This window comes from Paeniglutamicibacter psychrophenolicus (assembly GCF_017876575.1).
Taxonomy (GTDB): Bacteria; Actinomycetota; Actinomycetes; order Actinomycetales; family Micrococcaceae; genus Paeniglutamicibacter; species Paeniglutamicibacter psychrophenolicus.
This window is the reverse complement of the sequence record NZ_JAGIOE010000001.1, coordinates 2,557,176-2,579,891: the sequence shown is the minus strand read 5'-3', so window position 1 is coordinate 2,579,891 and position 22,716 is coordinate 2,557,176. Positions and strand designations below refer to the sequence as shown.

19 protein-coding genes and 1 pseudogene are annotated in these 22,716 nt (G+C 60.5%); 11 read left to right on the top strand and 9 right to left on the bottom strand.

Features of this window, described 5'->3' with window-relative positions; all coding sequences use genetic code 11:
• Nucleotides 1-280 precede the first annotated feature (280 nt).
• From JOF46_RS11715 to JOF46_RS11695, 5 genes and pseudogenes are all read left to right on the top strand, one after another.
• On the top strand, nucleotides 281-1,504 hold the full coding sequence (locus JOF46_RS11715; protein WP_209906532.1) for an IS110 family RNA-guided transposase: 1,224 nt from the start codon (nucleotides 281-283) through the stop codon (nucleotides 1,502-1,504).
• Between the two features lie 23 nt (nucleotides 1,505-1,527).
• Nucleotides 1,528-2,019, top strand: coding sequence for a DUF6270 domain-containing protein (locus JOF46_RS11710; RefSeq protein WP_209907448.1), 492 nt, complete (start codon nucleotides 1,528-1,530; stop codon nucleotides 2,017-2,019).
• Between the two features lie 249 nt (nucleotides 2,020-2,268).
• A complete protein-coding gene (locus tag JOF46_RS11705) occupies nucleotides 2,269-2,703 on the top strand; it encodes a hypothetical protein (protein WP_209907447.1) in 435 nt (144 codons plus the stop codon).
• Nucleotides 2,704-2,905: 202 nt separating this feature from the next.
• A pseudogene (locus JOF46_RS11700) lies at nucleotides 2,906-3,328 on the top strand (peptidoglycan recognition protein family protein); the annotation flags it as partial.
• Nucleotides 3,329-3,340: 12 nt separating this feature from the next.
• The gene (locus JOF46_RS11695) at nucleotides 3,341-3,736 is read left to right on the top strand and encodes a hypothetical protein (RefSeq protein WP_209907445.1); all 396 of its coding nucleotides are present in this window, start codon (nucleotides 3,341-3,343) and stop codon (nucleotides 3,734-3,736) included.
• A 94-nt stretch (nucleotides 3,737-3,830) separates the two neighbouring features.
• On the opposite strand, the gene JOF46_RS11690 is transcribed toward JOF46_RS11695, so the two are convergent.
• A complete protein-coding gene (locus tag JOF46_RS11690; protein ID WP_209907444.1) occupies nucleotides 3,831-4,589 on the bottom strand; it encodes a hypothetical protein in 759 nt (252 codons plus the stop codon).
• A 482-nt stretch (nucleotides 4,590-5,071) separates the two neighbouring features.
• Between JOF46_RS11690 and JOF46_RS11685 the strand changes: the two genes are divergently transcribed.
• The 3 genes from JOF46_RS11685 (at nucleotide 5,072) to JOF46_RS22870 (ending at nucleotide 5,763) form a co-directional block, all read left to right on the top strand.
• Nucleotides 5,072-5,257, top strand: a complete 186-nt coding sequence (locus JOF46_RS11685) for a helix-turn-helix domain-containing protein (protein ID WP_209907443.1) — start codon at nucleotides 5,072-5,074, stop codon at nucleotides 5,255-5,257.
• 77 nt (nucleotides 5,258-5,334) lie between these two features.
• Nucleotides 5,335-5,517, top strand: a complete 183-nt coding sequence (locus JOF46_RS22875) for a helix-turn-helix domain-containing protein (protein ID WP_209907442.1) — start codon at nucleotides 5,335-5,337, stop codon at nucleotides 5,515-5,517.
• Between the two features lie 63 nt (nucleotides 5,518-5,580).
• A complete protein-coding gene (locus tag JOF46_RS22870) occupies nucleotides 5,581-5,763 on the top strand; it encodes a helix-turn-helix domain-containing protein (RefSeq protein WP_209907441.1) in 183 nt (60 codons plus the stop codon).
• Nucleotides 5,764-6,943: 1,180 nt separating this feature from the next.
• Here JOF46_RS22870 and JOF46_RS11670 read toward each other — a convergent pair.
• Entirely contained in the window at nucleotides 6,944-8,380 is a 1,437-nt protein-coding gene (locus JOF46_RS11670) for an IS1380 family transposase (protein WP_209907203.1), read from the bottom strand.
• Between the two features lie 377 nt (nucleotides 8,381-8,757).
• Between JOF46_RS11670 and JOF46_RS11665 the strand changes: the two genes are divergently transcribed.
• On the top strand, nucleotides 8,758-9,696 hold the full coding sequence (locus tag JOF46_RS11665) for an IS1595 family transposase (RefSeq protein ID WP_209907440.1): 939 nt from the start codon (nucleotides 8,758-8,760) through the stop codon (nucleotides 9,694-9,696).
• 29 nt (nucleotides 9,697-9,725) lie between these two features.
• On the opposite strand, the gene JOF46_RS11660 is transcribed toward JOF46_RS11665, so the two are convergent.
• The 3 genes from JOF46_RS11660 to JOF46_RS11650 form a co-directional block, all read right to left on the bottom strand.
• Nucleotides 9,726-10,925, bottom strand: a complete 1,200-nt coding sequence (locus tag JOF46_RS11660; protein ID WP_209907439.1) for an O-methyltransferase — start codon at nucleotides 10,923-10,925, stop codon at nucleotides 9,726-9,728.
• Between the two features lie 340 nt (nucleotides 10,926-11,265).
• Nucleotides 11,266-12,861 (bottom strand): phosphoglycerate dehydrogenase, encoded by a 1,596-nt coding sequence (serA, locus tag JOF46_RS11655; RefSeq protein ID WP_209907438.1) that lies wholly within the window; start codon nucleotides 12,859-12,861, stop codon nucleotides 11,266-11,268.
• 396 nt (nucleotides 12,862-13,257) lie between these two features.
• A complete protein-coding gene (locus JOF46_RS11650) occupies nucleotides 13,258-14,850 on the bottom strand; it encodes an ABC-F family ATP-binding cassette domain-containing protein (protein ID WP_209907437.1) in 1,593 nt (530 codons plus the stop codon).
• Between the two features lie 215 nt (nucleotides 14,851-15,065).
• Between JOF46_RS11650 and JOF46_RS11645 the strand changes: the two genes are divergently transcribed.
• Nucleotides 15,066-15,302 (top strand): hypothetical protein, encoded by a 237-nt coding sequence (locus JOF46_RS11645; RefSeq protein ID WP_209907436.1) that lies wholly within the window; start codon nucleotides 15,066-15,068, stop codon nucleotides 15,300-15,302.
• Nucleotides 15,303-15,358: 56 nt separating this feature from the next.
• Here JOF46_RS11645 and JOF46_RS11640 read toward each other — a convergent pair whose 3' ends face one another.
• The 4 genes from JOF46_RS11640 to JOF46_RS11625 all read right to left on the bottom strand — a co-directional run bounded on the left by JOF46_RS11640 (nucleotide 15,359) and on the right by JOF46_RS11625 (nucleotide 20,134).
• Entirely contained in the window at nucleotides 15,359-17,887 is a 2,529-nt protein-coding gene (locus JOF46_RS11640) for an SH3 domain-containing protein (RefSeq protein ID WP_209907435.1), read from the bottom strand.
• 348 nt (nucleotides 17,888-18,235) lie between these two features.
• Nucleotides 18,236-18,358 carry a type B 50S ribosomal protein L36 gene (gene ykgO / locus JOF46_RS11635; RefSeq protein WP_071216524.1) on the bottom strand — a complete coding sequence of 41 codons (123 nt, stop codon included), beginning with the start codon at nucleotides 18,356-18,358 and terminating at the stop codon, nucleotides 18,236-18,238.
• 57 nt (nucleotides 18,359-18,415) lie between these two features.
• Nucleotides 18,416-19,507: a GTP-binding protein gene (locus JOF46_RS22735; RefSeq protein WP_209907434.1), complete on the bottom strand. Its 1,092-nt coding sequence runs from the start codon at nucleotides 19,505-19,507 to the stop codon at nucleotides 18,416-18,418.
• 129 nt (nucleotides 19,508-19,636) lie between these two features.
• Nucleotides 19,637-20,134 (bottom strand): universal stress protein, encoded by a 498-nt coding sequence (locus tag JOF46_RS11625; protein WP_209907433.1) that lies wholly within the window; start codon nucleotides 20,132-20,134, stop codon nucleotides 19,637-19,639.
• Between the two features lie 314 nt (nucleotides 20,135-20,448).
• On the opposite strand from JOF46_RS11625, the gene JOF46_RS11620 reads away from it, so the two are divergent.
• Nucleotides 20,449-22,659, top strand: coding sequence for a purple acid phosphatase family protein (locus tag JOF46_RS11620; protein ID WP_209907432.1), 2,211 nt, complete (start codon nucleotides 20,449-20,451; stop codon nucleotides 22,657-22,659).
• Nucleotides 22,660-22,716 lie beyond the last annotated feature (57 nt).

Here is a 22,716-nt window from a genome sequence, read left to right as displayed (position 1 = left end):
GTCACCGGTGTCCTGAGGCAGAACTGTCACCGATCTCTTGAGACGGCGATGATGGTAATAGGCCATCAGCCCGGTGTGACCCTTCTTGAGACTGACACCCTTACGGGTTGTCTTGATAATGATCAGTCCGCCGGCTGGTGGCCAGCACCAAGCGTGCTGCCCGGCCGGACATGACTTCATAGGAGCCTGATCCAGAGGTCCCCTCGCCGTCCTGTCTGCCCGGCTGGACAACACGAGCCCACCCTGTTGCTTTACCGGTTTCAGAGGAGCTCCATCCATCATGACAAATGAGAACTACAAAGTCATCGCCGGCATCGATACCCATGCCGACACCCACCACGTTGCCCTCGTCACTGATTACGGGAAACGGCTCGGGGATCGCAAGTTCCTGGCCGTCGGATCCGGGTACCAGGAGATCGCCGCCTACCTGACTAGCTTCGGTGCCGTCACTGCCGTCGGCGTCGAAGGAACCGGCTCATACGGGGCTGAGCTCGCCCGGGTCCTGGCCGGCCAGGGATTCACCGTCAGGGAGGTGAACCGACCCAACCGCGCCGAGCGCCGACTGCGCGGAAAGTCAGATCCCTTGGACGCCTACCAGGCTGCTGAATCCGTGTTGGCGGAGCGTGGCACTTCCACGCCCAAAACGCGTGACGGGTACGTCGAGGCGTTGCGGGTGCTGCGCACCGCCCGCACCAGCGCGATGAAGGCCCGCACGGCCTTGCTGAACCAGATCAGCGGAGTCCTCACCACTGCAGCGGAGGAGGTCAGAGTCAGATATCGGGGCATGACCAGCGTGGCACGGGCCAAGGCCTTGGCTGCGAGCAGGCCTTCCGGGGATCCTGCGGACCCGGTTGTGGCGACCCTGCTGACGCTGAAGCGGATGGGCACACGGTACCGGTTTCTCAGCGAGGAAATCGCCGAGACCGACGCCGAGTTGGCCGCCATCGTGTCCGCCCATGCCCCGGAGCTTCTGGAGGTCAACGGCGTTGGCACCGTGGTCGCGTCCCAGTTGCTGGTGACCTTCGGGGACAACCCCGAACGCATGGAAAGCGAGGCCGCTTTCGCGGCCCTGGCCGGCGTTGCGCCGGTGCCGGCGTCCTCGGGGAAAACGAACCGCCACAGGCTCTCCCGCGGCGGTGACAGGCAAGCAAACGCTTCGCTTTACCGCATCGTGCTCGTGCGCATGGCCAATGATCCCAGGACGCGCGAATATGTCGCCAAACGCACCGAGGACGGCCTGAGCAAGAAGGAAATCATCCGCTGCCTGAAGCGCTACGTCGCCCGGGAAATCTTCCGTGTCATGAAGAATCCCAGGCCTACCCCGTTGACCAATGACCTACGTCCCCTGCGCCTGGCATTGGGCCTCACGCAGGTGGTGGCAGCTTCCTCCTTGGGATGCTGGACAACCGCGATTTCACGGATTGAGCGTGGTCTGTGCCGGGACCGTGAGGTCGTTGAACGTTACCGGACATGGCTGGAGAAACAGGTCGCGGAAAGCCGTTGACAACAATAGGAGCATCATCACAGTTGGCCCACTACGTGGCAAGACAATCACTGATTAGCGCCTACCGTCCAGCAGCCAAGAAACACTTCAACTTCAATTTTATTTCATCGTCATTCCAGCGCCGAATGCTCGTCGGCGATGTTGAATCGTCACTGCCGAAACTGCTAGTCGAACACGCAGATGACTACGACATCATCGTCTGGGACATGATGGTGGAGCGCCTCGGCGTCCGCAAGGTATCGACCGGTGGCATGGTAACCAGAAACGTTGACCATGCTGCCGCCGGACACACCGCCGTGAAGATGGGTGGCTTCTATGATTTCGGCACCGATGCGCATTTCACTCAATGGGTGTGGGCGTTCGATCGGTTCATGGAAACCCTGGACCAAGTTGGTGCCCGCGAGAAGCTGGTGGTCAACGCGACCTCTTGGGCGTCCGTGGACATTTACGGGATGCTTCCCTACGACCCCGAGGGCAGGTCCCCTGAATGGTTCAACGACCCAATCCAGAGGTAGTGGGACTATGCTTCGGACGCCGGAGTCGCGATGGCCTGGGTGAACGAGGACGATGCCGTAGCGAACCCGGGACACAAGTGGGGGCCGGCGTTCTTCCACTACACGCAAGAGACCTACCACGCTCAGCTGCAGGCGATCAGCGACCTCTTCTAACCGTTCAGACCCGAAGGCCCTCACCACTTGGTGGGGGCCTTCGTCGTACCCGAAAGGCTCCCATACCCATCCTTCTTGCGCCGGAAGGTGCCACCCATGCCTGACTGGTTGCAATCCGTCATCGACCAGATCCTGGTCACGGGAGGTGTCATCCTCGCCGCCGGCATCCCCGCATATTTCTCATTCAAGTCGAAGCTTGCCGAGATCAACACCGGTACGCAGGCCGCAGCGAAGGACGCGAAGGAAGCCCGCATCCATGTGAAGAACTCACACGACACGAATATGCGGGAGGTGGGCGACGAGCGGCACGAGGCCACCATGGCAGCACTCACCGCGCTCGGCCGCGACGTACGAGGATTGCGCGAGGACCATTACGCGACTCGGAAGGACATCGGCACGCTCCACGCCGAGGACCGGGCAGGGCGCCGCGAGACCCAGCATCTCCGCCAGGAACTTACCGATCACCTCGAGCAGACCGCGGGGCTGATGCCCACCCTCGAGAAGCTGATCCAGCAGCACACCGAGGACTGACCAACCCCATTCCCACCCGAGCCAGTGACCGTCCTGGTCCGGGCTTTTCTTATGCCCGAAAGGCAGGCACACCATGAGCAACATCATCAGCCGCGAGACCTGGGGAGCAGGTCACAACAACGGCTTCTACAACCGCAAGGTCGGCCGCTTGGACAAGTGACTCCACCACAGTGTTACCAAGCATCTCCCCACGGGTGCTCCCACCTCGGATGAGCGTGTGGAGATGCGGAACCTGGACAACATCGGCCAGTCTCGGTTCAAGGGCGGCATTTCCTACACGTTCGTGGTCTTCCCGTCCGGGCGGATCTACGAGGGCCACAGCATTGGCCGGGTCGGCGCTCACACGGCAGGCCGCAACACCATCTCCGCGGGCATCTGCCTCGCGGGGAACTACGAGACCAACCAGGTCACCGCTGAGCAGGTCGCCGCGCTGGCGTGGCTGCTGAACCACGGCATCGAAAAGGGCTGGTGGACCGAGAACAAGCTCGACGGCGGCCACCGCGACACGAAGGCCACCGTCTGCCCGGGCAAGCACGGCAACGGCCACCCCCACCGGCAGAAGTCCCTCGGTGTCACCAATGCGATCTACGCGAAGGTCCGCGCCGAAGTAAACCGACGAGCATAAGGAGCAATACCCATGGCAAAGCACATCGCAACCGGCACACCCACCCAAGTCGCCCACCCCGTCAAGACCTCACTGCGGACGGCGGTGGCCTACCTGGTAGCCGCCGCAATCTTCCTCTCCGCGGCGATCCCGCTGATGCAGGAGCACCTCGGCGACTACCTGCCGGAATCGTGGGTCGTATGGCTCACCGGAGCGGCCGCGTTCCTCGTCGCGCTGGCCACGTTTATTACCCGTCTGATGGCACTGGCGCAGGCCCAGGACTTCCTTGCGAATATCGGCCTCGGTACCGGCGTAGAGAACGAACCGGAGACCATCGCCGGGGAGTTCATCACGGATGGCCCATACGAGGGTTTTCCCGTCGCGGGCCCGCACGAGCCCACCAGGTCACCTGACCGCGACTGGCAGTGAAAGCCAATGAGTCCCAACCTGCGTGCAGGCTGGGACTCATTTATTCGTTTAACTGAAACGCCTAGAACTCACCATGGCTCGGCACCATCCATCACTATGACGATTCTTCAACAACTTCGTTCTTGAACTCCTCCCACGCGGTTTCCTCCTTGGGTGTTCCGATGTTGGCATCCGCCGCTCCTGGCGTAACGAATGGTGCAAACCCTGTAGCCGCCATAACGGGACGTATAGTGCTGTCCCACCTATAACCTGGTGGTTCAACAATCGTTTCAAAATTCCTGTAAATGGCGTCCGCAAGGTCAGAAGCACTGAGGTCACCACGGTCAAAGTCCCCCAAGCGATCAACCATCGCGTCAACCAACTCGAGCACGAGACGTCCATGTTCTGGTTGCACGCCAACGGCTTTGGGGTTAAACGTGTTATGACAGATCCCTGCTGCCTTTATCACGACGTTCGTCACCAAATACAACTTTTCGCGGTCAATCTCGCGTCCAATTACCATCCGGAATAGGACTTGCTCTTGACCCGCAGCACTTCGCGCTTCCCCAATGTCGTACTTCCAGTCTTGTGAATATCTGCGAAGGTTATGGATCACACGGACAAAATTGACAGTCGCTGCTCTCTTCTCATCTCGACGCCGCGTGTCGTGAAGATCCTTCAATTGCTTCTTTGCTGTTCGCCACGCTACTCCTGCAAAAATGGCTGCAAGCACTGCCCCCAGAGCGCTGACCATCATCCAAAAAAGTTCCACACCTTTAGCTGTGTCCATGAGATTAGTGGTGCAGTTGATAAGTTCCAGTTTGACCGCATTGGGCGTTGCGATATGGCACGTTATGGCATCAGCGGAGATCATCGCACAATCCTATCCACCACTGCGGAAACTGGAGCTGTCAAGACTGGTTGATGAACGCCCCACTCCCTGCTGGAATTGGCAACTGCGGATGGCTACGCAACTGCCCAACAGGGATCCCGGACGCGCCATCCGCCGGTTGGTGCATGATGCACTAGCTCCCAGGTCAGGATGACCGACGACCTGGCACCCAGGGAGACTTGCACATGCCACACCATCGAGTCGATCCGGAACGTCTCACCCTTCGGCGACCGCAGCTCCGTCTCCCACCGGGCGAATCGCTCTAACCAACGAACCGGTTCCGCCGCCACATTCCACACACGGCCCTGCCGGCGAACCCGCAACGGCTGGCCCGCAGTCGCCCACTGCACCTCGATACTTTCCATGAAGTGAAGCTATCGAGAGCCGCCGACAATTCGAATATGCGTTCCATCTTGCGGAGTGTCTTGGGAGCCGGAGGCCGGGTGACGTGCTGAGCTGTTCACATGACAAAGAAGCTATTGAACATCAGTGAAGCATCCCAGCAATTCGCGATGCATCCGCAAACGGTGCGTGAACTGCTCCGGAGGGGTGATCTCTCCGGAGTGAAAAAGCCTGGACTGCGGGGCCGCTGGAAAGTCGAACCCTCCGCGATAGACCGTTTCATCAAGCGGAACACGTATCAACCGTAGGCGATGAGCTTTGGTGCCCAGGCAGAGTTGGTGCGGCAGTGTGTCCAAAGCAGGGGTGCCGCATGGTGGGCTGAGCCATGCAGAAACTACTGAACGTTGGCGAAACCGCCGAGGTACTTGACATGCACCCAGAAACCGTGCGGGAGCTCCTGCGCAGGGGTGACCTAGTCGGTTCCAAGATGCCTGGGCTAAGCGGCTCTTGGAAGGTACGCCCGGAGGCGATTGTCGGGTTCATTGATCGACTGCAGCATCGTCCTTGACCGTCTGAACTTCGTGTCTTGATCCTCGATCGAATCGACACCCCCAAGTGCTTTTCTGCAAGCATGAAGAAACTCTTGAGCGTTCAGGAAGTCGCAGAAATACTCGACATGCACCCCGATACCGTATACATCTTGCTCCGCCGTGGGGACCTTGTGGGGATGAAAATGCCAGGGCTCCGAGGGCGCTGGAAGGTTGAGGAGTCTGCCATCGAGAGCTTTGTTCGGCGCAACACCGATCGCCCTTGAATTCCTACTGGCATGACGTTATCGCCAATCCCGGTAAGCGAGCGCGTTCACTTGGAGATTAGCGTCACTGCCTGGATCTGCCGGTAGCGCTTTGGCGCGGTGATCATCATGCACCTCTGGCTGCGCCAGGGCCTCCTTCGGCACAAACTCCCACCCCTTCGGAGCAAGGATCCTCGTTAGCACTTCGCACTGCGCCGCGGTCACCGGTGGGGCCTTGCTGATGGCTTCATTCACGCAAGCCCAGTAATGCGCGTCCTTTTCATATTCATATTGCCAACGTACGCCGGGATCCACGCGGTGAGAATCCCGGCACCGCAGAGCCACTCGAGCGACCTGCTATGCGCCACTCGGTTCGGAGTGAGACATGGATCCAAGTCCGCAGAAAGTCCGCAAAGGGCCATTTTCGACCAACGTTGCCCAACGACGAAACCCCGGAATCTCGCGGAATCCAACCACTTCCATCCACCGCCAATCACCCCTCGTGAGTATTGAGGCCAGCTACGGCGTCGTTCAACATTTGCCCCTGTTTAGCCGAGAGGGCTAAACGTTTTCCCGCCTTCAATACGACGAAAAATGTGAGTGATCCTCCGGAAGATGCCGAAGTGAACGTCTTGCATGCAATCAGTCCTACGTCGGCGTAGCGATATTTCAGAAAGTGGCTATCCATGTCGCTGACGTGATTCCGCGGATCTCGTTAGTCTTGACAGATGAAGGATTCACCGGACGAGGGCAGGGACTATCCTGGTTCGTTGCCGGATCTCCGCTCGTGGTTCAGCTCCGACGCGGACTGCCTTGATTACCTGGATTGGCTGCGATGGCCGATGGCTTCGTGTGCCGGCGTGGGCGAATGGGCAACGGCCCCTGGACAGCACCAGCGCGCTGACTGATCCAGGCTGGTCAGCGTCACCGCGGGGACGCTTTTCCAGGGGACGCGGACCCCACTGATGGTGTGGTTCGAGGCGGCATGGTTGGTGACGGTCTCCAAGCAAGGCGTCTCGGCTGTTAGCCCGGATTTTTCATGTGATGCCGGTGGGCCGCTGGATCCATGGTTTTCCCGGATTCGGCGGCCCGACCGGTTTCCGGGCACGGCAAGAAGACCTGCCACCGGTCCGGGCGTCGGGTTCCACTCCCGAAAAGGGCTTGTTCTTTCTCTCGAAGGGGGTTCTCGCGGCATGGGTCCTTATGCCGCGAGGTGCCCTTGCCGCCAGCGCTGGCGCAGACGGGCGGTCCCATCCAGGAGCGCGATCAGCAGCGGCGATTCGGGTGCGGATTGCGGGATCAGCAGCCGTTTCCGCCGGGCGCTGCTGATGATTTTCCCGGCGATCGAAAACAGCCGGTAACGCCAGCGTTTCATGTCCCAGGCCCCGGCCGTGTGGTCCGTGGGCAGGATCGCCAACGGCATCCACGCCACGAGGTTCATGGCGAGCACCGCGAGGTCAGTCCACAGCTGGTTCGCCGAGATCCCGAAGAAGGGCAGCTTCCCCATACCGCTGTTCTTGAGCGTCTTGATGCGGTTTTCGCACCGCCCGCGGGCCCGGTGCCGGGCGTCCAAAAACGCGACGTTCCAGCGCGGGGCGTTGGTGAGGAACGCGGTCACCCGGTGCCCGTCCACGTCGAACAGGCTGGCCTGCGCCCCGGGATGCAACGGCTCGGCACGGAGGTACAGGCGCGTTCCTGGCGGGTAATCCTTCAGTTTTATGACCCGGGTTGCGTCGATGACCCAGGCGTCGCGGCGTTCGTACCCGTCCTGCTCCACGACCCGCTCCCACAGGGTCTTGTCGTTGATCCAGTGGATGAACCGCTCGTTGGGGACCGGCAGGGCGTAGGAGGTGGAGAACTGCAGCCCCCTGTCGTGCAGGTGGTGCAGGAACTCGCGGCTGGCCCCGGCGCTGTCGGTGCGCACCAGGATCTTCTCGGCGGCCAGTTCCCCCTGCTGGTCGCGCATCGCATCGGGGAGCTGGTCCAGGGCCTTGTCGAGCACGCGGATGTGGTCCGTTGCCGAGTTAGCGCCCTTGTTGCCGGCCCGCAGTTCCGCGACAAGGACCTCGCCGTTGCCGTTGCTCCTGCCGTAGTCGAGGCTGGCGACGAAGGGGGCGTGACCGAACCCGCCCTTGAAGTCGCCTGCGGCCCATTCCTTCTCGGAGTGGGAATTCACCAGGGTCGCGTCCAGATCGATGTTCAGCGGGTCCAGCCTAGTGGCCAGGATGGCGGGGTTCCGTGGGCCGGAGGCTTCCCAGATCCTGGAGCGCAGGGCCTTGGTGAGGGTGGCGAAGCCGTGGGCGTAGGCCTCCGGTGATTCGGCGGCACGCGCCACGAACCTGGACACGGTCGCGTTCGAGGGCGTCGGGCCGAACAAGCCGGGGCTGTCGCGCAGGGTGTCGAGGTCAGTGACGTGTTCCCCGCCACCGGCGAGCATCACCGCCAGTGGGCCCAGGATCCCGCCGGGCCGGTGGATGGCCTGTTCGGGGACGAACTGGGAGAGCCGGTCCTCGCACAGGGCACCGAAGCCGGTCGCGTCCAGGAAGGAGGTGAGCACGTTCAGCCCGGCGTGGGAGACCAGCGACTGGCCGGTCAGGGTTGCGGGAACGGCGGGGAAAACACGGGTATCGTTAAGCATCGAAAAGGTGAGTCCTGATCTGGTGGAATATAAGGTGTGGTACCTCTATTTTCCCAGATCAGCTCACCTTTTCCTCGTTAAAGACGCTTAATGACAACCCATCCCATGAAAACGCCGGGTTAGTGGCCATGAAGAAGTGCCCACTGGCGGCCAACTGATCATGTCCATAGGCGGGCTCGGTCATGGCCGCCCGTGGGCAGTCATTTCCCGGCATCGGGGCAGTCAAGAGTCCGGAGAAAGAATCGCGCGCACGGAGGCGAATCGTCATCTCCGAAGGCGTGGACGGTGACTGCCGGCCGCGCCTGACGACGGATCCACCTCCGCCGAGATTCGTTGCTGCGCCAGGGAAGGGCGGGTGCGTCGGAGTTGCGCCAACAGTGTCGATCCAGGCCGATTTGCCGGCCGACGGGGAAGTCCCGCGGGCCCGTGGGTCCGAGAAGAATCTGGTCGCCAGCAACCGTGGATTCATGCGTTTGGTCTGGCCGCCGGCGGGCAGTCCTCGTGTCCATGCTGGGCTGATACGGTGGCTTCTTGGTGGCCGCCAGTGGGCATTTTCCCGTGGCCGCCAACACTCGGCCCAGACACTGCAGCACACCACTGGCCTGGGCAGCTATCAGACTGCGCGGGCGATGCTGCAAAACTTCCGCCTGGCCATGGACCCTTCGGCCCATGGGCCACTCACGGGGAATGTCGAGGTCGACGAGACCTTCATCGGTGGTCCGCGTCCCATGGTCCGGGGCCGTGGAGCGTCCGGCAAGACCCTTGTTGCCGGAGCGGTTGAGCGCCGGGGCCGGGGCATGGGCAGGACCCGGCTACAAATCATTCCCGACGCCTCGGCACCGAGCCTGACCGCCTTCCTGAAGGCGAACGTGGCACCGGGGGCGCACGTGATTTCGGATGGATGGTCACCATACCGCCCGGCATGCAAGGCGGCGGGTCTCCGGCATACGGCGCACAGCATCAGGGCCTCCGGACAGCCTGCCCACGTGCTGCTGCCCTGGGTGCATCGGCTGTTTTCCCTCGTAAAGCGGGTGCTCGACGACACCTATCAGGGCGGTGCCCAGCCCTATCATTTGCAGGCTTACCTGGATGAATTCGTGTTTCGTTTCAAACGGCGCCACTCCGCAAAGCGAGGCCTGCTGTTCTATCGGCGCCTTAAAGCCGCGGTGGCCGGAGCTCCTGTTTCCTATGGAGAAATCTCCGGGATCCACCGGCAGCCACGGCCCCGGTCCGTGGCGCCGCAGATTCCGCACGAACTGCCATGGACCCTTGCCGGACCTCCGGCCCTACGCCCCTGGCGGACCAAGATCCCCTAAATCACGTCGGCGAGATGGATAGCCACTTTTCAGAATTTCTCTAAAACCCCGAGACGGCTTACGCCACTGTCCACGATGCGTAAATTGTTGGCATTTTCTTTCCAAGAAATCAAGATGTTTTTCTCAGTTCCTCGGTGGGTATCATCGAGAACGATTAACGCCTCTGGGGCAAGAAGTTCGCTCAGGACCGGTACGGCAGGATACCGCGCCTCAGGCCCAGTTGATTCAGGGGGGCCATCGATTAGCAAGAAATCAATCCCATCGATGCCACTGAAACCTGTCTTGCTATACCAGTCATACTCGCGTCCGTCGACGACTATCTTTTCGAGAGGAGCGTGCCGACAATCTACAATGTCTTCGAGACCGTGGCGGATGACAGCTGCCCGAGTCGCATCAAGGTAATCCTCTAGGTGGTCGACGGAAATAATCTTTGTACCAAATTGGCGACAAATATGCCCCATCCAGATGGTCGATGTTCCCCCACCAAGTTCGAGAATAAATTTTGGCTTTCGCGCTTCTAGGAGATTTACGAGATGCAATAGCGCCTGTGCGTCCATCGCGTACCCTCCCGTCGACGGAAGCAACTTCTCGACGTCTTTCAGTCGCGGCAGCAGTTGAAGCAGAATCTCCGTTTGCTTCGTCCCTTCAAGAACAGTGTCGGTCACATGCCGGGCCATCCGATTACGAACCTGAACCATCGATGTCTTAATTGAAGTGTCGACAATTCGTTCAATTTCCGCCGAACCTATCTCCAGTGCTTTGATTTTATCGTTAATTTCCAAGTGTTCGGCGCGAGAAAGATTCGTCAATCGTCTGACGCCCATTAAGATTCTCTCCAATGGACCGTCCGCTGCAGTAATTTCTCGCAGAGATTGATCAAAAGCCTCAAAATATTTGCGCCAAATTTCATTGACATCAGTAGTATGTCGCGAAGAATCTCCACGTAGTTCTTCAAACCTAGACTGAAGGCTTCCCAGTCTATCGCTAAAGGCAATCGCCGACGTATCAGCACGTCGTTCAAACTGATCGAAATTTCGATTCAAGCTATTCGATCTGTCAGACAAAGTCGCGACATTGAAAAGTATATTCTTTGTATCAGATGTCAATCTGTCTAAGGCTTGCTCTACTGCCTGCTGTGAGCGCTTAACGTCTCTATATTGACCTTCTTGTGTTTGAATAAAACTAATCAACTTGATCGATTTAGCATTCAACGAGCGGGAATCACTCATCACAACCACCAGCATAGATAAAGCAGCTGCCGTTAGAACCGCGGTGAACACAATACTCAGACCCCACTGGGCGACTAATGCGCTAGCAGATGCAGCGCACACCAAAAGTATAAGAATTATCCAGAATGCGATGTATTTCTTATTTATCTTTCGAGCAGAAACCAATTTATACCCCATATTTGTTACACATTAAATAATTAATTTAAAAAATCGAATTAATGCCCCATAGCAGGGATGGTGCGCCTCGCAGCATCCCTGCTTTGGGGCTCACCTCGTGATCATTCCCTGCATACAGGCAGCTTCAATATACAAATATTGACTTTACATGACCAGTTGAACACTATTCCGACAGATTAATTTCCCGCGCGACAGCGGCGCCAATGGCGGCACGAACGATGTCCAGCACTCCGGCCGGCAGAGCAGAGTCAATGGCGAGCACTGCAACTGCCTCGCCGCGTTCTTCCTTGCGGGCAACCTGCATGCCGGCAATGTTCACACCCTGCTCACCCAAGACGTTGCCCAAGGTACCAATGACACCCGGGCGGTCTGTATATCGCAGCACGATCATGTGGTCGGTGATCGGGATCTCGATTTCGTAGCCATTGATGCCAACGAGCTTCTCGATCTGCTTCGGGCCGGTCAGGGTTCCTGCCACTGAAAGCTGTGTGCCCTCGGTAGAGGCGCCCTTGACAGTCAGCAGGTTGCGGTATTCGGGTGAATCAGGGGTGGTCACCAATCGGGTGGCCACACCGCGCTGTTCGGCCAGCACCGGGGCGTTGACGTAGGAGACCTGGTCGGAGACGACATCCATGAATACACCCTTGAGTGCCGAAAGTTCCAGTGCCTTCACATCCAAGGAAGCGATCTCGCCGGAAACGACCACGTCGATACTGGTCAGGGAGCCAACGGTCAGCGCATTGAAGATGCGACCCAACTTCTCGATCAGGGGGATGCCCGGGCGGACGTTTTCGTCAATGACGCCACCTGCAACGTTGACTGCGTCGGGAACCAGCTCGCCGGCAAGCGCCAGGCGAACGGACTTGGCCACGGATACGCCGGCCTTTTCCTGGGCTTCGTCAGTCGAGGCGCCCAAGTGCGGGGTGACCGTGACATTCTCGAATTCAAAGAACGGAAGATCCGTGCTCGGTTCCTGGACGAAGACGTCAATGCCGGCTCCGGCGATTTCCTCGTTCTTCAACGCCGTGTACAGGGCATCCTGGTCAACTAGGCCACCACGGGCCACATTGATCACATAGGCGGAGTTCTTCATCTTGGCAAAAGCATCCTTGCCAAGCATGCCAATTGTTTCCGGAGTCTTGGGCATATGGATGGTGACGAAGTCCGACTGGGCCAGTAGTTCATCCAGCTCCACCAGGGTGACTCCGAGCTGCTGGGCGCGTGCCGGGGTGATGTAGGGGTCGTAGGCAAGGATTTCCATGCCAAAGCCCTGCAGGCGTGCGGCCACGAGGGCGCCAATGCGGCCCAGGCCAATGATGCCGGCCTTCTTCTCAAAAAGCTCGACACCGGTGTAGGAGCTGCGCTTCCAGGCACCGGCCTTCAGCGAGGCGTTGGCTGCCGGAATGCGGCGGGCCAGGGAAACGATGTGACCCACGGTCAGCTCCGCGGCGGAAATGATGTTGGAGGTCGGGGCGTTCACGACCATGACACCGGCCTGGGTAGCGGCCTTGATGTCAACGTTGTCCAGGCCGACACCGGCACGTGCAATGATTTTCAGGTTCTTGGCCGCGGCAATGGCCTCTGCATCGACCTGGGTGGCTGAGCGCACGAGGATGGCATCCACGTCAGCAATCGCAGCCAACAGCAGTGAGCGGTCCGCACCGTCTGTCTGCCGAATCTCGAAATCGGGACCCAAGGCCGCAATGGTTGCGGGCGAGAGTTCTTCGGCTAAAAGGACGACTGGCTTGTTTACAGACACGGGGTGGCACCTTTGCTATTTCAGTGGGCTGGATGCATGGTCCGGGATCGACCGAACCAGAATGCCCAGAATATCGCCCAGCACGTCATAATCCCGGCTCGACGGCTTGATGTTACGGCACAGTCCCGGTCTTTTGTGAATATCTTCACAGGTTTTGGGTTTACGTGGAAGCTCGTGTCTCCCCGGACCAAGCGGGTCAACATAATCTGTTTTTCGTTTTCCCGAGGGCAGGGAGTGAGGGTGCTCGGTGGGGATATTTCTCGCACCACTCACACAACCACGCAGTCTGTATCCAAAACTTCCTGACAGCATTTTGTCTTCCTCGACTTTCGTTACCTCATGCGAGCCCCTCCACATCCAATACCCGAAACCAAAGGCGAAATTACAGGAAGGTGATTAGGCCCCGCGGACCGCAACTTCACCAGGCTTCGCGTGCTCGGCCCCGAACACCAGATAGTGGTTAGCGATCTTCTCGGTGAAGAAGCGGTCGTGGCTGACCACCACCACGGCGCCCGGGAAGTGCAGCAGCGCCCGTTCCATGACCTGGGTGCTGGACATGTCCAGGTGGTTCGTGGGCTCATCCAGCACCAGCACCGAGGCTCCTGAGAGCAGGCACATGGCCATGGCCACGCGAGAACGCTGACCGCCGGAGAGATTGCCAATGCGGTTCTTCAAGTCGGCCTCGGAGAACTGGAACATGGCCAGGAAGCGATTGACCGATTTCTTGGTGGCGGTGAGGGCCAAGGAATTAGGCATGGCGTTGACCGCGTGGGTCACGGTGTCCTCGTTATCCAGTTCCTCAAGGATCTGGTTGTAGGAAACGACTGCGGCGCCCTTGGTCCAGGTGACGTAGCCCGAATCCTGTTTTTCCTCCTCGGTCAGCACGCGCAGCAAAGTGGACTTGCCACTGCCGTTGGCACCGAGGATCACCAGGCGGTTGCCGCGGCGCACCTCGAAGCTGAGATCGGTGAAGAGCGTCTTCTCCCCGTAGGACTTGGACAGGCCCTCCACCCGGCAGAGGGTGTCCTTGATGTGCAGGCCGCCGTAGATCTCGGTGATGATCTTGTCCACCGGGCGCGGGGCCCGCGACTTCTTGATCTTCGAAAGCTTGTTGTCCAGCCCCTTGCTGGCGGCCTTGGCTGCCTCGCGGCGGTCCGAGATGCCCTCGGCTTCGAAGGCCAACAGCTCGGACTCGTGGACGAACTGGGATTCGAGGGTCTTGAGCTTGAACTGCTTGGCCACCACGTACTGGGCAAAGTTTCCCGGGTATTCGTGGAGGTGGAAGTTCTCGACCTCAACGATCCTCGTGACCACCGAGTCCAGGAACTTGCGATCGTGAGAGACGATGATCGCCGCACCTTGGAAGGACTTGAACCAGTTCTCCAACCATTCGACGCCTGCAACGTCGAGGAAGTTGGTCGGCTCATCCAGCAGGAGCACGTCCGGGTCCTCGAGGAGGATCTTGGCCAGAGCGGCACGGTTGCGCCAGCCGCCGGACAGGGAGTCAATGGGGCAAATGCGGTGGGCTTCGTCGAAGCCGAGTTTGGTGAGCACCGTGTCAATGGTGCGTGGGTAGTCCCAGCCATCCAATCGATCCATGGATTCGAAGAGCTCCGACTGGCGATGGATCAATCGTTCCATCTCATCGGCCTTTGGATCTGCTGCAATGGCCTCATCGATCTCGGCGAGTTCCGCTTCGATGGCCTTGACCTCGACAAAGAGCTCGTTCAGCACCTCGGAGATGGTGGCGGCACCGTTGAGCTCGGAGAACTGGGAGAAGTAGCCGATCTTCGTTCCGAGTTCCACGGCCACCGTGCCGGTGTCCGGGGATACCTGGTCCAGGACCAGCTTCAGCAGGGTCGACTTGCCCGAGCCGTTCCGCCCAATGAGCCCTACCCGGTCCCCCGTCTCAAGCTTGAAGAATGCCTCGCGCAGGATTTGGTTGTTTTCGAATCGAACGCTGACATCGTTTAGCCGGATCAAGCTCATGCTGGTGTGGTCCTATCAATAGCATCGGTGGTGGAATAGCGGGCACGTTCCCCATGCGGAGTCCGCTCGGTGAAATGGACACGAGCCAATACCGCTAAACACCATCAATGATTCTACAAGGCTTGGCCGCAGGCTCCCTTCAAGCCCCTCCTCAGCGGCTCAACATGATGGCGCGTTTCCGCTTCCAATGCCACACTGGAAGCAGGAGGCGTGCCGTGTCTGCAAACGAATTCACCGGTTCACGCGACAGTTCTGCCCACGAACAACTCATTTGGGACTACATCGAGTCCTTGCCCGCCAGCGAGATCGACAACATCATCGGCCGGGCCGAGCGCAAGGTCGAGAAGATCGCCTACGGCATGCTGATGGCCGGTCGGCCCATCAATCTCAAGATCCGCAAGCGCCTGATCCAGTCGGCCATCCTGCGCGAACTCAACACCCGCGCGGGATGACCCGGAATCGTTCCGGTGCCTCGATGGATTATTTGGCGGGCATCTTCCACCTGCGGCTACTTGGCATAGGTCTCGGCATGGATGTGGTCCAGGTGCCTGGTCGTGTCGTTCCAGTTGTTGGTGAACTGTTGGCCGTACTTCCCGGACGTCGAGTATTCTTCCCAACCCTTTGCCGGACCCAGCCAGATCTTGTCCTGCCAGATCAGGTACCTGACACGCAAGGATTCCCGGTTGGCGATCAGGAAATTGGCAATCTCGTCGCCGTTCCTGATGCCCTGGGCGGTCTTGTAGTTCTTGATCATGATATCCGTGGCCAGGCCTTGGCTGTGTCCAAAGGAACCCGGGCGGACGCCACCGTATGAAGACACATAATCCCCGAACCTGGACTTGACCGCATTCATGATGGCCTCGGTCTCCGGCTGTAGCGGGGCCAGCGGAGTCTTGGTCAGGAATGCCTCGGAGATCCACCCGGTGCCGTGGCGGGAAATCACTCGCGCCCACTTGTCCCGGGAATCCAGGTAGGTCACCTGTTCGCCTGGCTGGATTTGGCCCATAACCGGGTAAATAGTGGAACTGCCCGCGCGCACGTTGACGGTTCCCGTGGCCCAGCGGTACTGGGTGACTGGCTTCGGCGGCGGGGCCGAGGTGGCGAGGTACAGCACGCTCACCCAACCCGTGCCCTTGCTGGTCTTGACGTTGGCCCAGCCACCCGAGGAGCGGCCAAGAAGCACTCTCTCCCCCACGGGGACGACGCCAATGGCGTCATGGTTGGTTCCGGCTCCCGAGCGCAGGTTCAGGTTTGCGGTGGTCCAGCGCGGGGAGCTGAAGGTGATTTCATCGGGTTTGGGGGCAGGCGGCTTGGGTGCCGAGGTTGCCAAGTAGTCGGCGCTGACCCAACCTGTTCGTCCACCCACCTCAATGTTGGCCCAGCCGCCGGAGGACGTACCGAACATGACCCGCTCCCCCTTGGAAACCACTTTAATAATGCCGTGGTTGGTTCCGGGGCCCGAGCGGAGATTGACATTGGCTGTGGCCCAGCGCGGGCTGTTGAAGGTAACCGGTGGCTTGGAAGGCAGAACCTGGTTCACCTTCGTGGACAAGCCCTTGGATTCCATCCAGCCAATACCGGCGCTGGTCCGCACCTGCTGCCAGGAACCCGAGGTCCGCAGCCACTGTACCTTCGAGTTCATCGGCATAGTGATGATTGCCTTGCTGGTGGTGCTCGTGCCTGCGTAGGCGCGCTGGCTGCCGTTGACCCACCGATAGATCACCGAGGGGCTGGTCTTGCTCAGCGTGGATGACGGGACAAATCCGGTCTTCCCCGAGACAACGATCTTGGTCCAGGAACCACTTGTGCCCAGCACCTCGACCCTGGTCTGGCGGTGGATCGCGAGCAGGTTCGCCGAGGTAGCAGAGGCCGCACTCTTCACCGTGGTGTATGCGTTGGCGTAGCTGTAGACCTTGGGTATTGCCGGAGGCTTGATCGCTGCATTCGAAAGCTTGCTCGACGGCATCCAGCCAATGCCGGCGCTGGTCCGCACCTGCTGCCACGAACCCGAGGTCCGCAGCCACTGGATCCTGGTGTTGTTCACCAAAGTGCCAAGCTTCTTGCTGGTGGTCTTGGTAGTTTGGAAGACCGGCTGCTTGCCGTTCACCCACCGGTACACGGCAGCCGGGTTCGAAGCGCCCAGGGCGCTGGCGGGAACGAATCCGGTCTTTCCCGAAACAACAACTTTGGTCCAGGGCCCGGTCTTGCCAATTACCTCTACCTTGGTCTGGCGGTGGATCGTCATGAGGTTCGCCGACGAGGCGGCTGCCTTCGCCTTCACCGCGGTGAAGGCCTTGGTGTAGTTGTACACCTTGGGCTTCGCGGGTGGCGTGATTGCCTTGGTGGAAAGCTTGCTGGACTGAATCCAGCCAATCCCGGCCGTGGTCCGCACCTGTTGCCAGGAACCCGAGGTCCGCAGCCACTGGATCCGGGTGTTGTTCGAGAGCGTGCCGAGCTTCTTGCTGGTGGTCTTGGTGGTTTGGAAGACCGGCTGATTGCCGTTCACCCACCGGTACACGGCAGCGGGGTTCGAAGCGCCCAGGGCGCTGGCGGGAACGAATCCGGTCTTTCCCGAAACGACAACCTTGGTCCAGGACCCTGTCTTGCCAATTACCTCTACCTTGGTCTGGCGGTGGATCGTCATGAGGTTCGCCGACGAGGCGGCTGCCTTCGCCTTCACCGTGGTGAACGCCTTGGTGTAGTTGTAGACCTTGGCCTTGGCCGCTGCGACCTGCTTGAGGAAGTTGCCCGACACCCAGCCCGTTTTCGACTTGTAGGTGACCTGATTCCAAATCCCACTGGTCTTGAGGATGGTCAGCCTGGTGTTCTTGGGAATCACCAGCAACGAGGCCGAGCTCGCATTGGCAGTTTTGCGCAGGGTCAGGTTGGCCGTGGTCTGTTTGACCGGCTTCGCCTTGGCGGTGGCGATACCGACCGAGGCAAGCGGCGCAAGCGGCTGTGCGGTGGCGATGGTGGTTGGCCCGCCAACCAGCGCAACGGCAAGGGCCAGCGCTACTCCAAGGTGTTTACGCTGCAATGTGGACTCCAGGAAAAGAGGGTGACGATCAAGGCATAACAGTACCCAATAACGTCACGTCGGGGATGGTTTCCATGAAAATATCCGTTCTGGCCAAAAACATGCGCCGCAGACTGCCCACGCAGTCATGCAGCCCAGGTGCGTCAGCGACCGTCGGTGGCCCGCTCTGCCAGAGGCTAGATCGGTGTCCAAGCTTTTCCCGGCGGTGCAGGAAGTCCGACTGGTGGAGCCACGGCCCGCAGCACATCCAGTCTCCCGAAGCGCTGCGCTTTGCCCATGAAATGGCATGGGCGCGATGCCTATACGTCGTTCAAAGACGTACCACCAGCGCGCCCATGGCGATTCCCGTTAGCCTTGCCGGGCTTTCATTCGGGGGTTCTTCTTGTTTATGACAAAGACCTTGCCACGGCGTCGAACAACCTGGGCTCCGGGTATCTTCTTCAGCGAGCGGATGGAATTGCGCACTTTCATTCTTTGTCCTTTTGTAGGTGTTCCAGCAAAAATCTGTTGAAGGCAAGCGCCTTGGTTTCAGGCCAAGTCGGTGAGTCGGAGGGCATCCTCGAAATCCGGTGACCCCAGGATTTCGGCTTCGGTGAGCTCGCAGGAGAGAAGGAGGGCCGCCAAATAAACGGCGTCGTTGCTGTCGCTTGTCAGCGCAATATGCGTGCGAGCCGTTTCTGCGTCCCAAGTCCCCTGGCTTTCGAGCCAAACGAATGGGCCGGCACCGCCAAGCACCACCTTGGTTTCCGGTGAATTGCCGACCCACAATGTGCCACGCAACCACACACATCCCTCGGCCAGCCAGCCCAGCGCCTCCTTGAGCCGCCCCGGGTGCAATGGACGCTCCGCCAGCAATTCAATTGTTGCGAACGGACCGTCCTCGGCCATGCCGTCGTTGGGAGTGCCGGTGCTGCGGGCATCGACGTTGCCGGGTGTCGAGCGCCGGCAAGCAGCATCCAGCTCATGGACCTTGAAGGCATGTTTTTCGTCGGGGTGGATCACGGCCAGGTGCGGCCCCAGCTCCCCGAGCAGCTGGGCTCCGCGATGGAACAGTTCGCCTCCGGATTGGCAGCCGGGTGCCTCGGCCCCAAAGAGGTGGGCAAAGAGCCCCTCGAGCAACAGTGCGGTGTCGGCGAAGGCGATTTCCTTGACAAGGAATTCCCCAGCGGTCCGGTCATCGTCTTGCACGCTGTTGAGCCCCGCCTGCCAGAGGGTGCGGGTGTCCCACATCTGGTCCTCAAGCGCGGCCGGATCTAGCGCGACACAGACCGAATCAAGGTTTGTCCTCCGCAGGGCCAACTGCGGCCCGAGAATCTCCAGCACCATGCCGGCGTTCACGCTTGGCGGCAGTCCCACGAAAACGTCCCTGGGCGCGGCGTCGAGGACTCGAGTGACCGTGGGCACCACATCCAGCCTCACGGTGCAGGTGAGGCAGCCATGCTCCAGCGCAATTTCGGTGCGTTCTACTGCGACCGCACCGCGGGACACGCGGCGCAGCACCCGTTCGCCCTCGAGCAAGTCGTGGCGAACCACCATTGCCTCCGGATTGGTCGCCACCAATGCGTCCAGCGCCTTGTCTCGGACGTGGGCTTCAAGCGAAGTTACAAGTATGAGAGTCACACCAGCCACAATAACTAAGAATGATTCTCATTAGCAAGTTGCGGCCAGGCAATGCCCTTGTTGCGTTCGGGCCCCAGGGCAAGCCTGGCCACGGGCCCGAACACTCCGACAAATCGATAGACCGTTGAATCAATGGGCCTCGTGGTGCACCGGGATCACCACGACCGGCAGCTTCTGGTGGGCGATCACGCGGTGGGCGGTTGTTCCGTTGAGCAGTTCCGACAGCCGGGCGCCCACGCCCTGGTGCCGGGTGCCAACCACGATCATGCGCGCATGCAGCTCACTGCCCAGCCGCGCCAGCGCCTTGCCGGGGTCCCCGGCCAGCACGCGGAAAGACCAGGAAATCTTCGAACCGGCCATGGCGCTGTCCAGGATCCGCAGGATGTCCCGTGCGTCCTCGGTCATGTCCTCGTCGATGTCCTGGGGGTGCAAGGAGTTGCCGCGAATGTCTTCCTTCAATTCCCATTCGACCAGGTAGCTGTTGATCTCCACATAGGCAAAGACCAACGGTGCCCCCAAACCCTCCGCCAGCGTTCTCGCCTCGAGCACCACGCGCCGGGGCTGCTTGGGCAGCACCCCGACGACGATCGGGCCCACTCCCCCGACGTCCGGCATTTCCTTGTCCATCATGGCCTCCTTAGCGTCGTTGCAATCCAACCTCTATCTAGTTGATATTTTCCGCCCATATTCCCGGAAGGGGAACAGCAACTGGAATCAACCTTCCCTCGGACTGCCCATTGCTGTCCGGTGCCATGAACCACCAGTCACCCGGGGTTTACCGCCCGTCCATGTGAACGCGAACAGAACGACATACGCCATCGATACGTTGGGATTCCATGCGTGCACCGGCATTGTCCCGGGGCCCGTAACCGGCAGCACTTGCGCAACGGCGGATCTTGCCCAGGCGCGCATGGCTCTCGCATCCCCACATGAAGGAAAACATGACCCAGACCCAGACTCCGGCGCGCCGGCACAAGCGGGGCATTGCCTCGGCCGTGCTGCTCGCCGTGCTCGGCGGTGCGCTTGCCGCACCCGTGCCGTCCTTTGCCGCTCCGGCGGTTCCCACCGACCCGGTCGTCTCGACGACCGACACGACCTGGCAGTACCTCGATGACGGTTCGGACCCCGCGGCAGGCTCCGGCGCAATGCGCGCCTGGACCACCCCAGGATTCGATGATGCCGGGTGGAAGAGCGCCAAGGGAAGCTTTGGAGCCAAGAACGGCAAGCTTTCGGCCGTTGGCCCGCACACCCCGGCCACCTTGCTCAACCACTACCTGGACGGCGCCGCCGCGCCAACGATCCCCACCTACTTCTTCCGCAGCACCTTCGAACTCGGTCAGGGCGTCGCGGCGGAGGTCGGCGACATCATCGGTGACGTCGTCCACGACGACGCCCTGGCCGTCTGGATCAACGGCACCAAGGTTGCCGGATTCCTTGACGATCGCGCCACCGGCACCAAGAACCAGGAGTACGCCGGCACCAGCAACGGCGACCCGGTGGCCAACACCTTCCATGCCGATCCCGAGCTTTTGGTGGATGGCACCAACACCGTGGCCATTGCCCTCTACCAGGACCGCGAGACCAGCTCGGACATCTTCCTCGATGTCCCCTCCATCCGCCTGGCCAGGGTCGGCGAAACCGTTGCCGCACCACCCACTCGCGTCATCCTGACACCCACCACCACGCCCGAAACCTCCCAGTCCTTCTCCTGGCTCGCCGGGGATGCCTCGCAGACCAGCGGCCAGGTGCAGATCCGCCCGGCCGCAGGTGGCCAAACCCGCAGCGTGGATGCCTACCTGGCCGGCACGGTGAACAACAACCCGAAGCCGCACTACTCGGCCACGGTTGACGGCTTGTCCCCCGCGACCGCCTACAGCTACCGGGTAGGGCTTGAGGGCAGTTGGAGCGAATGGCACGAATTCTCCACCGCCGATCCCAAGTCCAAGGACTTCCAGTTCATCTACTACGGGGATGCACAGATCGGCCTGGATTCAACCTGGCCCGAGGTCGTGCGCCAGGCCGAGGCCAAGGCGCCGAACTCCATCGGCTCGGTCCACGCCGGCGACCTGATCGACACCGGCAGCAACGAGACCCAGTGGCTCAATTGGTTCTCAGGCATGGCCAAGTCCGCGGCAACCACCAACGTCATGGCCGCCCCCGGCAACCACGAATACTCCGGAGACAAGAAGCTTGCCGCCTGGAAGGCCAACTTCGAATACCCACACAACAACCCGGACACCGAGACCATCGGCGCCATGGCAGAGCTCGCCGTGGGCGACACCGAGGTTGCACGCCAGTACGCCGCCTACTTTGCCCACTGGGCCGAGTTCGCCGCCGAGACCGTGTACTTCACCGACTACCAGGACACCCGCTTCATCACCATCAACGCCACCCGCGACACCGCGTTCCTGACCCCGGACAACCTTCCGGCCTGCGCCGGAACCGACTGCCCCTCAACCAAGGTCGCCCGCCTCTGGACCGAGTTCCAGGGCGCCTGGCTTGACCACGTGCTGGAAACCAGCGAATCCAAGTGGAACGTCGTCACCTTCCACCAGCCGGTCTTCTCTACCTCGGCCGGGCGCAACGAGCCGATCCTGCGCGAGGTCTGGGTCCCGGTCTTCGAAAAGCACAACATCGATCTGGTCCTCATGGGCCACGACCACACCTATGCCCGCGGCTACGTCAACGCGGATGCCACGGACACCGAGGGACTGACCACCGGACCGGTCTACACCGTGGCCAACTCAGGGGCCAAGCACTACAACCTGGAAACCGACGAGAAGAACGTCTGGACCCTCAACGGCGCCACCCAGGTGCTGCGCGGTGCCGGCGTGACCACCTACCAGGTCATTGACGTCTCGGCGGACAAGATGGTCTACCGTTCATACATTGCCGAGAAGACGGCCAACGCCACCACCGACCTGCCGGTCGGCGCGCTCTACGACGAATTCACCATCACCAAGACCGACAAGGGCTCCAAGTGGGTCACCGAGGCAGGCATGGAACCTCCAGCCACCCACGCGTGCCTGGAGAACCGTTCCGAGAATGCCGGAACCAACAACGGCAAGGGAGCCGAGAAGCGCAACCCGAACGGTAACTCCAACAACGGCAACAACTCCAACCGCCCGCTGTGTGCCATCGGTCCCAAGTAGAACCCACTTGACTCGATTCACCGGCGAGCGACTCACCCCATACTCGTGGGAGCCATC